This window comes from Calothrix sp. NIES-2098, assembly GCF_963875125.1.
Classification (GTDB): Bacteria; Cyanobacteriota; Cyanobacteriia; order Cyanobacteriales; family Nostocaceae; genus Aulosira.
On record NZ_CAWNKJ010000001.1, the window covers coordinates 3,007,058 to 3,023,155 of the forward strand.

Sequence of the window (16,098 nt, forward strand, 5' to 3'; positions counted from 1 at the left end):
TGATTATGTCTCTTTCCCCCAGAACCAAAGAGTAATCTTGGAACAATTTCAGAGAGTAGCAGGTTTGTAGATAGAAAATTGGCGTTCTTCAGGAAATGCGATCGCTTACTATTGCTAGAGATTATACTACCATATAATAATATAATAAATATATGTATAAGCGTGCGAATCTTTATGTTAGAAACTTCACCTGCTGCTTTAGGGCAAATTGCTGATTATTTTAAAGTACTATCTGAAATTAGCAGACTTCAAGTTTTATGTTCTCTGAGGTCAGGTAGCAAAAATGTTAGCGAAATTATCGCCATCACTGGATTGGGACAAGCCAATGTATCCAAACATCTGCAAATTCTCACCAAAGCTGGGATGATTAAGCGTCAACCGCAAGGGGTGAGTGTGTTTTATGAAATCGCCGATCCGTTAATTTTTGAGATCTGCGAACTAGTGTGCGATCGCTTATCAATTCGCCTAGAACAACAGTCACAGCAGTTGAAACAGTTAGAAACGTTGCGTAATTCCCAAAACATTGGTGTAACGGCATAAATTAATCTTTGCAGATATGGCGATCGCTCTCGCTGACATTGGGGTTATTTTGCAGGTAATCTTTGATTTGTAAGCATCCGCGCTGCCTAAGATTATTTAAATCTAAATCCCATACTTTGATACCAGCGTCTTCACTTGCAGTAATTAGCGCCTTACCATCAGGAGTGAAACTGATGCTATTGATTTTACCAGGATGACCTAATAGGGTTTTGAGTAAAGTGCGATCGCTGATATTCCACAGCTTTATTGTACCGTCAGCGCTACCAGAAGCTAGTATTTGGCTATTTGGCAGAAAACTCAAACTAGTAACACCAGCAGTATGTCCGGCGAGGGTAGTAATTAAAGTCCCATCAGCGACATTCCAAAGTTTGATATTGTTGTCCAAACTAGCAGCAGCGAGGATTGTGTTATCTGGACTAAATTTTACAGATGCGATCGCAAGCCCATTTCCTTGTAAAGTTCTAACAAGACTGCCATCAAGTTTCCAAAGTTTGACTGTCTTATCGTAACTACCAGAAGCTATTATTTTACCATCAGCACTAAAACTAATGCTGGTTATTGCATCTGTATGTCCTTTAAAAGTTTGGAGTAATTTAGCATCTGGAAGTTGCCATAATTTTATAGTTTTATCGGCACTACCAGAAGCTAGCATCTTTCCATCTGGACTAAAACTAATGCTAGTTACTCGCGCTGTATGTCCTGTTAGTGTCTGAAGTAAAGAAGTATTTGCTATATTCCATAATTTAATTGTTTTATTATCACTTGCAGCAGCAATAATTTGGCTATTGAGGCTAAAATCTACCGCATAAATTATCTGTTTATTTCCTGAAAGTGATTTTATAAATTCTCCATTGTTACCCCAGATTTTTATTATGCCATCCCAACCAGCCGCAGCGAATGTTTTGTTATCATGGCTAACACTGACACTATAAAAATTACCTTTATTCTGAGTTTTTGTATTATTATTTACTCGCCAAATTCTAACGGTTTTATCAGCACTAGCAGAGGCAATAATTTTACGATCAGGGCTAAAGCTTATATCATTAATTTGTGCCCCATGCCCTCTGAAAATCTGCTGGATTTCTATAGTTGATTTATCTTGAACACTCCATATTTTCAATATCGCATCAGCATCACCAGCAGCGAGTAATTTACCATCTGGACTAAAGCTGATACTGTTAATTTGATTTGTATTACCTTCAATAGTTTGTAAAAGTTTGCCTTGAATATTCCAAAGTTTAATAGTTTTATCGCCACTAGCAGTAGCTATAAATTTACCATCTGGGCTAAATTTAACACAAGTTACTCGTTCTTTATGCCCTGACATTGTTTGCAATAACTTCCCATTTGCTTGCCACAGCTTGACTAAATTATCTTCACCACCAGAAGCGATAATTTGACCATCTGGGCTAAAGCTAACAGTATTTACCCAACCATTATGAGCATTCCAGCTTTTAATTAAACTGCCATCACTACGCCATAGTATGATGGTTTTATCTCGGCTAGCAGAAACAAGCGTCTTATCATCAGGACTAAAATCAACACTATTTACAATATCATTATGCCCAGCAAAAATTTTGATTAACTTGCCATCTATAGTATATAGTTTGATAATTTTATCTATACTTGCAGCAATAAATTTCCCATTGTGACTGAAATCAATATCTATAAACCTACTTTGATTATCAATAATCGTATTGATTAATTTACCATCTGTATGCCAAAGTTTAATTGTACCGTCATCGCTAGCCGAGACGATAATTTTCCCATCTGGGCTAAAACTCACAGCATCAACTTGTTGACTATGACCTTGTAAACGGTTGACTTCTTGAGTTTGGTCAACAGCTTGCTGAAGAGTTGCTACAGTTGCTAATTGAATATCTTTATTTGGTGCAAATACCTGCTTTACTTCTCGCCCAGCTTTTACACTCGCAATTAAAGCTTCTAGTTGCTGATTTGATAATAATAATGCTTCCGATGAGGCGTTTAAAGCAGAAATTTCGCGTAACTGCGCCGCTTGTTTTTGGACATAAGCTAATCCACCAAAACCACTTGCAGCAATACCCAAAACACTAATAACTACAATAGCTTTTTGAGCTTGTCTAAGTCGCTTTTTCTGTTCAAATTGTTGTCGTTGTCTTTCTGCTAAACAAGCAGCAATGAAACGTTGGACATCTTGAGATAATTCATCGGTATATTTGACATAAATTTCTTCCGCTTCTGCCAAACGGATACCTTGCAACAAAAAATCAGCTTGCTCATGATTATATTTCCATAAAGCTGCCGCTTGTTCAATTTGACGTTGCGATCGCAACCTACTACGATTCTCCTCCAACCACCAGCGCAAAGTTGACCAATGGCGAATCAATATTTCATGCACAACTTCAATAGTTACCGCCGACGCAGGAAGAGAAACCATTACAGAATCCCCCTTGTCCCCCTTGTCTCCCTTGTCCTGTCCCCTACTCCCCTCCTCCTCCAAATTCACCACGACTAACTTTGCAGCCGTTAATACTTGCAGCGTTCTTTCCACCAACGCCGCTGGATATTTTTGCACCACTAACTCTGATTTCAACACCCTGCGCCTGGTATCTTCTGTACCATCGCCTAATTGAGTGAGAGAGAGAAAAATCCACCTAGCACAATCTTGAGCTTGGGTATCTAAACCTTCATAAACCGCCTGGGCTTTACGTTCCAATGCTCCTTTAATCCCACCCACTTGTTGCTGATAAGCGGCTAGAGTCAGTTCCCCTTCTTGGCGGTATTCCCATAACTGCTCAAGTACAAATTCTAACAGCGGTAAATCTCCCGCCGAGTGGTTTAACTCTTGTACCAGAACTTCTACTAATTCTGGTTCTACTTTCAAACTTACTTGTTCCGCTGGATTAATAATGACACGACGATAATCGCGATCGCTCAAATTAGGCGGAACCAACACGCTAGATTCTTGCAATAAATTCGCGAGTGCAGGTACTTCCAAGCAAGCAGCAATAAAATCTGCCCGCAAAGTAACGACTAATTTAAACTTATCCGAAGCATACTCTATAGCTCCCAACACCAAATCTAAAAATCGCTGTCTATCTTCACTAGGCGCAAGCGTGAACAATTCCTCAAACTGGTCTACGACCAAAATCACCATAGCTTCAGGTCGGCTACGCAACCAGTAAACAAAGCCTTCCACACCCTGGTACAGCATCCCCTCAAGTACAAGTTCAGGAGACGGAGAATCTTCAATTCCCCCCTGCTCCCTGCTCCCCGCCCCCCTGCTTCTTCCCCCCTCCCCCAACCGCCTCGCCAACTCTTCCAAGGGACGCGCACCGGGACGTAAACATTTAATTAACCAAGAATCGCTTCCAGGTAATTGTTTACCAAGACGCAATTGAGCCATTAATCCTGCTTGGACAACAGAAGATTTACCACTACCAGAAGCACCCACTACAGCTAAAAAAGATTTATGTGCTATTTGACTAATTAAATGCTGGGTTAAAGATTCCCTCCCAAAAAAATATTGCGCGTCTTCTTCAGCAAAAGCCCTTAATCCTCGGTAGGGACAAATTTTGAAATCTAAGGCTGCTTTTTTATGACTGCGTGCGCCAGTTGTAGCCGGAATAATTTCAATTACACCTTGAGTTCCTGATAGCCAAAAATGTAATGGTAGAAACGGGGTAATTTGGGTTTGAGTTGCTAGTTGAACTTGTAATTGCGTAATCCAACCTGCTACAGATAAACCCGCTGATTTCTTAGCAGCTTTTAAAGTATCGATGAGGGTTTGTGCAAAGAGTTCTGGATTATCTTTTGGGGAAGTAGCCGCGATAATACATTGCCCTTTTTCTGATTCTACTTGCAAATCTTCTACCCATTCCTGAATGGAAGAAACAGCAGTCGCCACAACAGAAAAATCTAAAATAATGATTTGCTGGGCTATTTGCGAACGGCGTAATTGTTGCCTTAACCAAGAACGACTTAGCCAAATATCTTCGGCTATTAATAATGCTGCTTCTCCGGCTGGGGTTTCTTCTAAAATTCCACGTAGATATAACAATACGGTTGCAGCTTCTTCATTTCTGGCAAGGCGTTGTTGAATTGCAGTGCGAATATCCTTAGCGGTTGTTTCTACCGAACGGGTCACATATTCTAACTCAAAATCACCACTATCAACCAATATCTTACTAAGATCTAGCATTGTTTGATAGCCACTAAAGCCCTCAATTACTAGCGCTATTCTCGGAGGGTTTGATTCTGCGATCGCCGGAATTGAACCTAATATTAATTCCCCAATTCCTTCGACAATGCGCTTAGGCGTTTGTAGGGGATATTCGCTAAAAAGTTGAGTATCTCCCTTGCCGCGTTTTTGTTGATTAATTAAGCGTAATTGTTGATTAGTTTTATCAATATATTGCAGCGTTTGGTGATAAACATAGCGATAAAGCCCATCAGCAAAGATTATACCTTGGGCATCAGCAGCATCACCATTTAACCCCCGCATTAAATAATAAGTAAATACCCCATGCCCCAGTTCGGGGAACTCCCATGATTGCTGATTAATATCGCAGGAAAGTAAGGCATAAAAACCTTTACCTTTTGTAGCATTACGCTGTAAAGCATCTACTAATTGCGGAGTAGGATTCAGCAGCGGTTCTGTCACTGCTCCCCTTAAAGTCATTCCTCCACTATGGCAAGCATCCAACCAAACTAACTGATTTTGTGCCCCACTTTTACTTAACTGCGCCAACAGTTCTTTAACAGGTAAACCAGTCTGTTCTAAATTATCTTTGTGCGTATCTGCCAAACACAAAAATGCTTCTTGAGTATTTGGCTGTAACATTCCGTGACCAGAAAAATAAAAGAGAACCGTATCAATTGGTTGGGCATCAACAGCAATTTGCTGTAAACTTTCGCGCACAGTTGCTAATAGTGGCAAATTATTAGCAAAATCGTGATAAATTGTTACCTGTCTTTGCGGAAACTGTTCCTTAGTCGCGCCTGCTAAAGCTTCAGCTAATACCTGACAGTCAACTGCTGAATAACGTAGCGAAGGAAGTTGCTCGTCCTGATATTGATTGACACCCACCAGTAACAACCACAATTTCGGGGCAATTGTTTGTTTAGCTTGAGTTGAACGACTGGTAGTAACTCCGCGTGGACACATGAAAATTTACAATTCCCAAATTTAAGCGATCGCACTTACTTTAACTATAGTTTTATTACTATTAGACCTGCAAGTGGAAGGTGGTGACAGCAACCTGGGGACATTGCAAACTTATCTATGCAAAAAATGTGAGGACAACTACTGTTCCAGATTGAAAAAACAGCTAGAAAGAATTAAGCCTCAACATCTTCATAGAAGTTCTTCAAGATATGTCTCTCGATACATTTCTGAGAATCCCTGCGTTTCAAACTCTCCACTTCAAAAAGCAAAATGTTTTAGTAAAGCGTACACAAAATAGCGTACTAAATTCAGATCTTCAAGCTGTCAAAACTTGTCGAGAATGGATCGTATCTAAAACTAAAAATACTTTTGATAAAACCAGAATCTTAGGAGTAGTAGCTGCTGCTAATCAAGCCGACAGCTTTTTACCTTATACCATTCCCCAAATCATTCAACAAATTACTGAGATGGGAATGCAAGCGGATATCATTATTGGACTTAATCACGGTTTTGAATGTCCAACAGTAATCGAACACTTCAATTTATTACCAAACGTCCAAATTACTCACTTATATACCGAAGCCAAGCCAGAAAATAATATTGCAGCCCGGATATTTGACAATGTACAATGCACGGGAGAACCTTATTGCTTATCTAATATTCCTCCTGAATCTTCTCAGCATAGAATCTTTATTGTTCACCAAAAAGTTAGTTTGCATTCATCGGGAAAGATTAGAGTTTTAGGCGATATTTATGGCTCTTTACTGTTAAAGAGTATAGAAAAAGGATGGATACCTCCTGAGTTTTTAGTAACTTTCGATGCTGAAACTCAGTTTTTAGTCGAACCCAAATATCAAGCAATTGAGTCGAAGTTAGAGACTAATGGCTTGAAGTTAATAGTTAATGAGTTACAAAAAAGCCCACAAATTGATATTTTAAGCACCCGCAATAAATTTGTGGTTTATCAACAAGCTATGCTGGATAATAAAGAGATTCTCTTACCCGACTTCAGTCAAGAAGTACCTCCGATCCAGTTATTTTTAAATGTCGTACATGGGAAATTTTCTGGTTACAAGTGGCACCCTGGAGGTGGTATTGTTGCGAGAACAGATGCCATGATTAGCTTGTTAGCGATAATTAGTGAAAGATATCCAGGAATACGAGTTGAAGATGTACATCTCAGCATTTTAACTTATCATGCTGGTTTTGGTTCTGATATATGCTTGAAAGTTAACTCTACAAATAGATCTCCAAAGATAGGTGAGATAACTATGAATAGTTCCATCAAAAGTGCTTGGATGGAGCAAATTTATAGATGGATGTCTGGCTGTAAAGGTTTAGAGTTATGTTACGGCAAACACAATATTAGACCAATAGTAGATGATGGATTTCCGTGGTTCACCATCACAAAATCACTAGATTTTATCCGAGCATTAATAGAGCAGAGGAAAATTAATTTATCTACTATTATTAAAAACACTAATTTTCTGACGCTTGCTCTAATTGCTTCTCGTCAACTAAAACGGAAAAGCTCAAATAACCCTGATATTCTCCAAGGTTCTACAGCCAAAGCTTGTTGGTAAATATTAAATTCCTGTTTCAGGCTGTAGAGGCGCAAAGCCTTGCGCCTCATCATTTTACGCTCAAGTTAAACCACAGCAATTGACTCAGCTTTGATAGTATTGTAAGCCCAGTCTAACCAAGGCAGCAGCGCTTCAATATCTGCGGTTTCAACTGTTGCGCCTCCCCAAATTCTTAATCCTGGTGGTGCAGCGCGATAAGGTGCAATATCGTAAGCTACTTTCTCCTTCTCCAGTAGTTTGGCTAATTGGGTAGCACATTTTGCCTGTTCTTCTGGAGTTTGGCTAGTAAACCAAGAATCAATAATTTTCAAGCAGATGGAAGTACAAGAGCGAGTTTCGGATTTTTCTGCCAGAAAATCAGCCCAATCGCTTTGCTCAACCCATTTTGCGATCGCATTTAAGTTGGCTTCACTGCGACTAATTAAACCAGGAAGTCCGCCAATGCTTTCTGCCCAAGTTAAGCTATCTAGGGCATCTTCTACACACAACATTGATGGCGTGTTGATGGTATCTCCTTTGAAAATACCTTCAATCAGCTTACCTTTTTGTGTCAAGCGAAAGAGTTTCGGTAAAGGCCAAGCTGGTTTATAACTTTCCAGGCGTTCGACAGCACGGGGTGAAAGTACAAGCACTCCATGCTGTGCTTCGCCACCCAATACCTTTTGCCAAGAGTAAGTCAGCACGTCTATCTTTTCCCAAGGTATGTCCATCGCAAACACTGCGGATGTAGCATCGCAAATGGTCAACCCTTGGCGGTCATCTTTAATCCAATCGCCATTGGGAACTCTCACACCTGAAGTTGTACCATTCCACAAAAAAACGACATCATGGCTAAAATCAACAGATTCTAAATCTGGCAAACTACCATAGGGTGCTTTCAGCAGGCGAACATCAGCTAACTTTAACTCGTCTGTGACATCTTTGACCCATTCCTGACCAAAACTTTCCCATGCCAGGATATCAAGGGGTTTGTGTCCTAATAGCGACCACAAAGCCATTTCTACTGCACCAGTATCAGACGCTGGAACGATACCCAAGCGGTAATCAGCAGGAATTCCCAGAATTTTCTTAGAACGCTCAATTACATCGGCTAATTTCGCTTTGCCATCTTTAGAACGATGGGAACGACCAACACAGGCGTTTTCTAGGTTAGAAACAGACCAACCAGGACGCTTTGCACAAGGGCCAGAGGAAAAGTGAGGATTGGCAGGTTTACGTGCGGGAGGAGAAAGGGGTTGCGACATGCGTACAGTATTAGACAATTACTTAATGATGTAAATAGTATCGGAGAAGCAGTACTTGATGATGTACCTATGCCCGAATTCACATCATATCCTTCCTGTTTATACCAAAATATTTAGTCAAAAAACTTCATTTAATTTATGTTTGCGATCGCTCTTCAGTAGGGGGAACTTGTTTAATAAATGTCACAATTCTTTCTACCTCTTGAAAACCGACCTGACGATGAAATTGATAACTTACTGTATTTTCTAATAAAACATCTGAGGCGATTTCTACACATCCATGTTCCCGCGCCCACTGTTGGGCATATTCGATTAAGTATCTGCCCACGCCTTGGTTGCGATATTCACTTTTAACATAAATTCCTTCTACATATGCCACAGGACTTTGAGTAGCACCAGGCACATAATCGTATCTCAGAGAGAGATTGATAAAGCCAATTGCTGTTTCATCGTCATCTTTAATCAAAAATCCTGCCTCACGCGGAGATTGAAAAATATTGCTCAGACTTGCACGCATTTCTTCTGGCGATCCGTCTGGCCATAGTTGCAAGGCCAGATTTAGCCATGTATCGAAGTTATCTCGATCGACTGGAACAATTTTCATTTGTTAATAGCAATTATTACTGTGTGTAGCAAATGAATATCAGAGATTTTTGTCTCACTACAACTCGCTTTTTGTGGGAACGTCGAAACGATAGCCCATCCCATAAACATTTTCTAGCCAATCTTTGGCTCCTACGGTTTGCAAGCGTTGTCGCAGTCGCCGTACCAATGTTGTCACCGCATTACTTTCTGGTTCTGCGCCCCATCCCCAAAGAGCTTGTTCTATTTGATTATGAGATAAAACTTGCCGTGGATGACGCATCAAGTATTCCATTAGCTGAAATTCGCGCCCAGATAATTGAACTGTCACGCGATCGCGTTCAATTGTCAAGTTGTTTAAGTTGAGATGTAAATCTTCTAAACTGAGAGTGTCTCCCTGCCAAAATGGAGAACGCCTGGCTAAGGCTCTTACTCTTGCTAGCAATTCCATCACATCTATTGGTTTGACTAAATAATCATCTGCACCCGCATCTAAACCTGTGACTTTATCTGGGGTGGTGTCTTTGGCGGTAAGCATCAACACCGGAGAAGTTTTCCCCGCTTGTCGATATTCCTGGCAAAGTTGAACTCCGCTAACATGAGGAAGCATCCAATCTAAGATGAGCAAGTCATAATCTTTTTGAGATAACAGCCATTGAGCAGTATCTCCATCTTCAATGGCGTCAACAACATGTCCGGCTTTGGATAATGCAGCTCGCAATGGTTCCAATTGGGCGGGGTCATCTTCCACCAGTAAAATTAACATAGGCGATCGCTATATTTTCTTCTCGATCGTAAGCTGTTTTCAAAGTCAGAAAAATTCTCATCCCGCCCACAGCATTATTCCCAGCCAAATAACAAAGCCGATCAACTATTCCATTCCACATCGGCTGCAATGCCAAAGTGGTCTGATGGATAAATATGAGGATTCTCTGGTGCAGCTTCAGTCAGGATCAGTTGACAGTTACGCAAGCTCAACTGATTGTTGATAAATATATAATCCAGAGTGCCACGCCAAGGTTTTAATGTGCGGTTGGTATATAAGTTGATTAAAGACAATCCAAATTTACGCCACCAACTGCGGTTGGGCTTCTGTAAGGGTGTAGGGCAAGTATACTCTGGTTCATACCCATGATAGGCAGCATAGGCTGAGGTAAATTGCTCCTGCATAAATGCAATTTCTGGGGTTTCAGGTGTAGCATTAAAATCTCCCACGGCGACTACAGGTATGTGTGGCGGTAACTGACTCAGCCAGTTGACTAATAGCTGTAGTTGCTGCATCCGCGCGGGAGTAGATCCGGGTTGCCAATAATAATGCCCATTACAAAATATTAATGGGCGATCGCCTATTTCTACCCGTACATATTGAGCAAACCTTCCTTGACTTTGCAAATCAAGTTGCGCCTGTTGAATGAATGGATAGCGGCTAAGAATTGCAATTCCATACTCAGGCCCAATTTGATAAGCTCGCTCTTGATAAGGCACTAAATAAACATAAGGCATTTCTAGCTGTTCTGCTAGCCAAAAACCTGTATTTTCTTGAATATTAACTTCTTGCAATCCAATTAGATCTGCCCGAAGTGCTTTCAGTCCTTCTACTAATAGTTGGCTGCGCCTCTCCCATAAGTCCATTTCAAATAAAATGTTGATAGTGACGACTTTGACCAATTTGTATGGGACTCCTAATTCAGAATTAACAAAAACAACTGATATCAAAATTGTGTCACAGTCACGCTAATACCAGAATCAAGTTTAGGCACTTTTAAATATTCAATTGGTTCGCTGCTTCTAGGAGGTGGAGTTTGATTATTATTTAACTCCTGACATTTTTCAAACGCAGCCGCTGGATTTTCTAAGAAATCTAAGGGATTCATTTGTTTACATCCCTGCTGTTGCACTACTGTAATTTTGTTGTTATTCGGGATGAGATGATTATTTGGTTGGATAATAACATTTTTCCATTTGTTATCAATTGTGGCTCCTTCTGTTAGTAGATTAGCAGCTTGATTGGTTTCATCAGTAGCAGGCACTATCACAGCAGGTTGATTGGGTTGTGTTCTTGTGGGGAATAGATTTACTTGTTGAGCATCGGCATTCTTGGTTCCAGCGATCGCACTGATGATAACTAACAATAAGAGCGAATATTTCATGATGTAAGCTCTCAAAAATTTATGTAAATTTAAGCTTAGTGTCTTTGTGGTAAAAAAATAATTTTTAAAACACAAAGCACGAAGGCACAAAGAAGAAAGGTATTTCAGTATAGTTATAGCAAAAATAGTCAACTTTACATTCCGGTACAAACCAGTATTTTTTTCCGTAATCGCTTACCCTGAAACAGTATTCAATAATTATTTCTATTTTTATAAGTGAATGCTGCTAACGATCGCGACTACACACTCCCCAGCAACGGAGTTAGGCTACTTACTACATAAACACCCAGACCGTTGTCAATCTTCAACCTGACCTTTGGAGAGGCGCAGGTTAAAAGTCTAGGTGCTTTATGGTATCAAGAAATATAAACTGCTTTGCGTGAATGATTCTGGAGTCTTGTTTAGCCTTGCATTAATGCTTTAAACCGTTCATCATTTCTAATGCTGTCAAAATCAGGATTAATTTTTGCTTCTCTGCGGCATCGGGAATGATTGAGATTTATTGCTTGTTGCAACTTTTCAATTGCTAACTCAATGTTTCCTTGCAAAGCGTAACAGCAAGCTTTGCCATAATGACCACTCTCATCATTAGGCTGTAGTTCTAGTGCCTTGTCACAACTAGCCAGTGCTTCTTTGTAGCGCCCTGCACGCCCTAGTACAATACCTTGATTAGCCCAGCATATAGGATACTCTGGTTGAAGTTTTAAAGCTTCATTGATATTTGCCAATGCTTCTTCATAAAGTCCTAAGAAACTTAAGGTTAAGCTTTGCTCATTGAAATAATCTAGTTTATTTGGTCGAACAGTTAAAGCCTTCTTATAGCTAGTTAATGCTTCCTTATAACGCTTTAATACTCTCAGTACCAAGCCTCGATTTAACCATGCTTCCGAAAAGTCATCCTTAATTGCTATGGCTTTGTCATAGCTAGCTAATGCTTCCTTGTAAAGCTCTAAGTTAATCAGCGCAGTGCCTCGATTTAACCATGCTTCCGAAAAGTCATCCTTAATTGCTATGGCTTTGTCATAGCTAGCTAATGCTTCCTTGTAAAGCTCTAAGTTAATCAGCGCAGTGCCTCGATTTAACCATGCTTCCGAAAAGTCATCCTTAATTGCTATGGCTTTGTCATAGCTAGCTAATGCTTCCTCGTAACGCTTTAAATTATCCAGTATATTGCCTCGATTTGACCATACTTCCGCAAAGTCATCCTTAATTGCTATGGCTTTGTCATAGCTAGCTAATGCTTCCTCGTAACGCTTTAAGTCATCCAGTGCAACGCCTCGGCTGAACCATGCTTCTGGGTTGTCATCCTTAATTGCCAAAGCTTTGTCATAGTTAGCCAAAGCCTCTTTGTATTCTTCTAATCTATATAGCCTATTACTGACATCTAAAAACAGATGACTATTAAACAGGACTTACGCAACTGGCACAATGCGATCGTTAGTTCATAGTACATATGTATTAATTAAATCTGATTTTGAAAGCTTTGCCTTCGTAATAGAAGTCGCTGTCTTGGAAGTACTATCGAAATATTCGTGAGAAAATAGGTAGAGGTTATATTAGATAAATTTCGCTAAGGGTAATGAGATTTACTAAGCTTAATTACTGCCAATATTTATTAAGTAGTCAAATTAATTATACAATTACCAATTTGGCAGAGCATTTAGAGAGTATTAGTCATGACGCAATTAACTATTATTTGAAAACCGAAAAATTAACACCTCGTTTACTATGGGATAACGTGAAAGAGGTCGTTGAGTCTGATGAAAATGGTTACATCATATTTGATGATAGCGTTTTAGATAAAAAGTATTCTGAAGAAATAGAAATAGTCAGAAGACAATATAGTGGTAATGAGCATGGTGTCCTGAAAGGCATTGGTGTAGTTAGCTGCGTGTATGTCAACCCTACACTTCAAAGATTTTGGGTCATAGATTATCGAATTTTTAATCCTGATGTCGATGGGAAAACCAAGATAGACCATGTGAAAGATATGCTCCAAAACCTTGTGTATCATAAGCTTTTACCATTTGATACTGTTTTGATGGATACATGGTATGCGGTACACAGTTTAATGCTATATATTGATAGCTTAGACAAAATTTATTATTGCCCTTTAAAAAATAATCGTTTAGTTGATGATACATTTGGTCAAGAAAAATATAAACGGATTGAATTATTAGAATGGAACCAAGAAGAATTAGACTGTGGTAAAATCATAAAAATTAAAGGATTCCCAGCTAATAAAAAAGTGAAACTATTCCGGGTTACTGTTTCTACCAACAGAACGGATTATGTCGCCACTAACGATTTATCTCAAAGTTCCACGGATGTTGTACAACAGGTGTGTAAAATTCGTTGGAAAATAGAGGAGTTTCACAGGGAAATTAAACAACTAACTGGCATTGAATCTTGCCAGTGTCGGAAAGCTAGACTCCAAAGAAATCATATTGCTTGTGCAATGTTGGTTTGGGTTAGGTTAAAGAATTTAGCCTATAGAACTGGCAAAACTATCTATCAAATCAAGCATAACTTGCTTTCTAATTATTTAATTCAGCAACTGAAGCGCCCAAGTATTTTTATGTGCTTGGTTTGATTTATATTGTCGCGTGTCAGGGCTTTGCCCTGCCTGCTATTTGTGCCAATTGCGTAAGTCCTATTAAATTCAAGATAAGTATCAGTAGAAATACTTTCAGCTTGCTCAATTGCTCGAAGTAGCAAATCTTTTCGCTGACTAGGGCGACTTCTTAAGGATTTATACAAAAGCCCGGCATATTTACCCAAACCATCTTTTAAAAAGTCAACTTGAGTGAAGCAAGGTCTTAATGCTGCTTCTATCTCTTCTTTAGATGGGCCAGTCCCGTTTTCATAGTTTATCTCATATTTAGTTGGATCGTTTGCTAACATTACCCAACTAAATAGAAAGCCCAATGTTATGCTTTTCAAAAATCTCTCAGTCGAATCTGGTAAAAGGCGATAATTTCCTAATACTGCTTCAGCAACAACTGCGGCAAAAGGTATCATCACTACTTCAAGCTGCTTCAAATAGCGAGAAGCAAACAAATGGAAAATAAATTGACGCTGGCCCTCATCTCTCCATGCAAACAGAGCATGATATAGAAATTCAGCAGTATATTGCCTCCAATCAGCATTTTCGTATTTTTCCAGTTCATGGCTATCAACAGCAACCTCTTGGTTCGCCAGTTGCTCAAAATATATGGCTAACAGTTCATGGGTTGCTCGAAATTGCATTTTGTCATCCTGATAAAATGAAAGGCGAAAAATATCACGAGCCACATCATCCAAGCGATACTGACCTTGAACAAACTCAACAAAGTCACACTTTGTTAGCCAATCAAAACAGTTGCTAGTTGCACAAGCACCAGTTTCAAAGTCTATTCCCTGTTTATGCATTAAATACTCAATCAATGACCGATCAAACCAACGACAACAAGCTGCTAATTGTACTATTTGCTTTTGCTTTGTACTCAGTCCTTGTAGTAGCAGTTCAGTAATCGCTTGGTTCCCACGAGAAAAATCAATATCTCTACCTACTTCTTTTTCTCGTTTAATCCAGTTGAGATAGTAAGGTAAACCTTTAGTTGCTTTATATATTTTCTGAATTTCACCAGATTTAGTAATGCCGATATGCTGAAGATATTCTTTTGTCTGTTCTTTATTGAATTCATCTAGTTGTTGTCCATAAATCAAATCCCGATCCTGCTGCAATTTGCGCCAACTTTCTTTCTCAAGTACAGAACGCCGTCCTGCTACCACAATACGAACAGGGTAAGATTTTAAAGTGGTATCTTCTAGTAAATACTGCCACAGCCAAGTGTCAATATCTGAGGGTGCTTTTTCATAGGTATCTAAAATCAGCACAATTGACTGCTTTTGCTTTTGAGCTTTCTGTATCAAACCTTGAGCAAAGGCATGAGTTAACTTAGGTATTGGTTCCAGCATTAACTCCTGAAGTTCTTTGTTATTCTTGGTTGCTGGATGCTGTTGCAATAGTTCTTGCATACGCTCTTTACTTGATTTAAGCGCTTGTGGTGCATCCGATAACATTCCTCCGGCCTTAACCGCAGCATCCAGACCTAAACTTAATGCTGTTCCGGGATCTCCCAAGTATCCTGCACTTGTTGCTAGTAGCATTCCTGTGCCTAATTCAAGCCAATCTTTAACTGTATTTTGTTGTTGTGTATCAACTGATTTACCTTGAACAGGTTCAGTTTTTAGCTTGTAAAAAGTATCGTGATATCGCTCGTAAAGTGATGTAAACGGGTCTGGTTTAGGTAAGATATCCCTTCGTAAAAGTCCCGTAGGTTTAGGTAATAGCTCATAAAGCTTTTCCATTAACTTCAATGGCGTTTCGATACCTGGTGTAAGACCAAAAGACACTACTGCAAAGTCAGCTTGCGACTCGTGCATCTCTAGTAGTTTGTTGGTAAGGGTAGTTTTGCCAACTCCTCCAAACCCATAAACCTGAAACAAAAGTGGGTTAGACTCTGGAGATTCCAACGCCTTAGCAAATTTAGCGAAAAAGTCCTTGGCTTGCTGGCGAGAGATGTAAGGAGGTTTCTGATTGCTCATTTAGCACTGGAAATATTGCAATGGTTGTATAAGATTTTAGCCAGTCTCAATCTGATTCAGCATCTCAAATCAGCAGTTTTCAAGGAATTGTTTAAAAGCAACATTGAATCGTTGTAATTTTGAATCTTACATTTGATACCAAACTATCCCCCCTTTTCCTTTTGCAATTGCAAACTTAATATTCCTCAACAACACCGTTATTTATTTCCGTAATCGCTTACGCTAAAGCGGTATTTATTAACTATTCGCATATCTCCATA

12 protein-coding genes and 1 pseudogene are annotated in these 16,098 nt (G+C 39.5%); 4 read left to right on the top strand and 9 right to left on the bottom strand.

Annotation, left to right across the window (positions count from 1 at the left end):
- Positions 1-174 precede the first annotated feature (174 nt).
- Entirely contained in the window at positions 175-540 is a 366-nt protein-coding gene (locus tag AACU33_RS12640; protein WP_096588886.1) for an ArsR/SmtB family transcription factor, read from the top strand.
- A gap of 1 nt (position 541) precedes the next feature.
- Here the strand turns inward: AACU33_RS12640 and AACU33_RS12645 are convergent, their stop codons facing one another.
- Entirely contained in the window at positions 542-5,689 is a 5,148-nt protein-coding gene (locus AACU33_RS12645) for an nSTAND1 domain-containing NTPase (protein WP_096588888.1), read from the bottom strand.
- A 209-nt stretch (positions 5,690-5,898) separates the two neighbouring features.
- Here AACU33_RS12645 and AACU33_RS12650 point away from each other — a divergent pair, with 209 nt between their 5' ends.
- Positions 5,899-7,272, top strand: coding sequence for a hypothetical protein (locus AACU33_RS12650; protein ID WP_096588890.1), 1,374 nt, complete (start codon positions 5,899-5,901; stop codon positions 7,270-7,272).
- A gap of 65 nt (positions 7,273-7,337) precedes the next feature.
- Here AACU33_RS12650 and AACU33_RS12655 read toward each other — a convergent pair whose 3' ends face one another.
- The 6 genes from AACU33_RS12655 to AACU33_RS12680 form a co-directional block, all read right to left on the bottom strand.
- A complete protein-coding gene (locus tag AACU33_RS12655) occupies positions 7,338-8,516 on the bottom strand; it encodes a phosphoserine transaminase (protein ID WP_096588892.1) in 1,179 nt (392 codons plus the stop codon).
- 136 nt (positions 8,517-8,652) lie between these two features.
- Positions 8,653-9,120, bottom strand: coding sequence for an aminoglycoside 6'-N-acetyltransferase (aac(6'), locus tag AACU33_RS12660; RefSeq protein ID WP_096588894.1), 468 nt, complete (start codon positions 9,118-9,120; stop codon positions 8,653-8,655).
- A gap of 57 nt (positions 9,121-9,177) precedes the next feature.
- Positions 9,178-9,864 (bottom strand): two-component system response regulator RppA, encoded by a 687-nt coding sequence (rppA, locus tag AACU33_RS12665; protein ID WP_096588896.1) that lies wholly within the window; start codon positions 9,862-9,864, stop codon positions 9,178-9,180.
- Positions 9,839-9,985 carry a hypothetical protein gene (locus AACU33_RS12670; RefSeq protein ID WP_339375964.1) on the bottom strand — a complete coding sequence of 49 codons (147 nt, stop codon included), beginning with the start codon at positions 9,983-9,985 and terminating at the stop codon, positions 9,839-9,841. Before AACU33_RS12670 ends, rppA begins: the two co-directional genes overlap by 26 nt.
- Positions 9,966-10,730, bottom strand: a complete 765-nt coding sequence (locus AACU33_RS12675) for an endonuclease/exonuclease/phosphatase family protein (RefSeq protein WP_096595235.1) — start codon at positions 10,728-10,730, stop codon at positions 9,966-9,968. The genes AACU33_RS12670 and AACU33_RS12675 overlap by 20 nt, the downstream gene beginning before the upstream one ends.
- An 80-nt stretch (positions 10,731-10,810) precedes the next feature.
- Positions 10,811-11,248, bottom strand: a complete 438-nt coding sequence (locus AACU33_RS12680) for a hypothetical protein (protein ID WP_096588898.1) — start codon at positions 11,246-11,248, stop codon at positions 10,811-10,813.
- Positions 11,249-11,468: 220 nt separating this feature from the next.
- Here AACU33_RS12680 and AACU33_RS12685 point away from each other — a divergent pair.
- Positions 11,469-11,581 (top strand): annotated as a pseudogene (locus AACU33_RS12685) (3' terminal RNA ribose 2'-O-methyltransferase Hen1); the annotation flags it as partial.
- A gap of 68 nt (positions 11,582-11,649) precedes the next feature.
- On the opposite strand, the gene AACU33_RS12690 reads toward AACU33_RS12685, so the two are convergent.
- The gene (locus tag AACU33_RS12690; protein ID WP_339376497.1) at positions 11,650-12,657 is read right to left on the bottom strand and encodes a tetratricopeptide repeat protein; all 1,008 of its coding nucleotides are present in this window, start codon (positions 12,655-12,657) and stop codon (positions 11,650-11,652) included.
- Positions 12,658-12,827: 170 nt separating this feature from the next.
- On the opposite strand from AACU33_RS12690, the gene AACU33_RS12695 reads away from it, so the two are divergent.
- Entirely contained in the window at positions 12,828-13,841 is a 1,014-nt protein-coding gene (locus AACU33_RS12695) for an IS701 family transposase (protein WP_096586464.1), read from the top strand.
- On the opposite strand, the gene AACU33_RS12700 is transcribed toward AACU33_RS12695, so the two are convergent.
- Entirely contained in the window at positions 13,799-15,838 is a 2,040-nt protein-coding gene (locus tag AACU33_RS12700; RefSeq protein WP_096588902.1) for a P-loop NTPase fold protein, read from the bottom strand. The two genes, AACU33_RS12695 and AACU33_RS12700, sit on opposite strands and share 43 nt — an antisense overlap.
- Positions 15,839-16,098 lie beyond the last annotated feature (260 nt).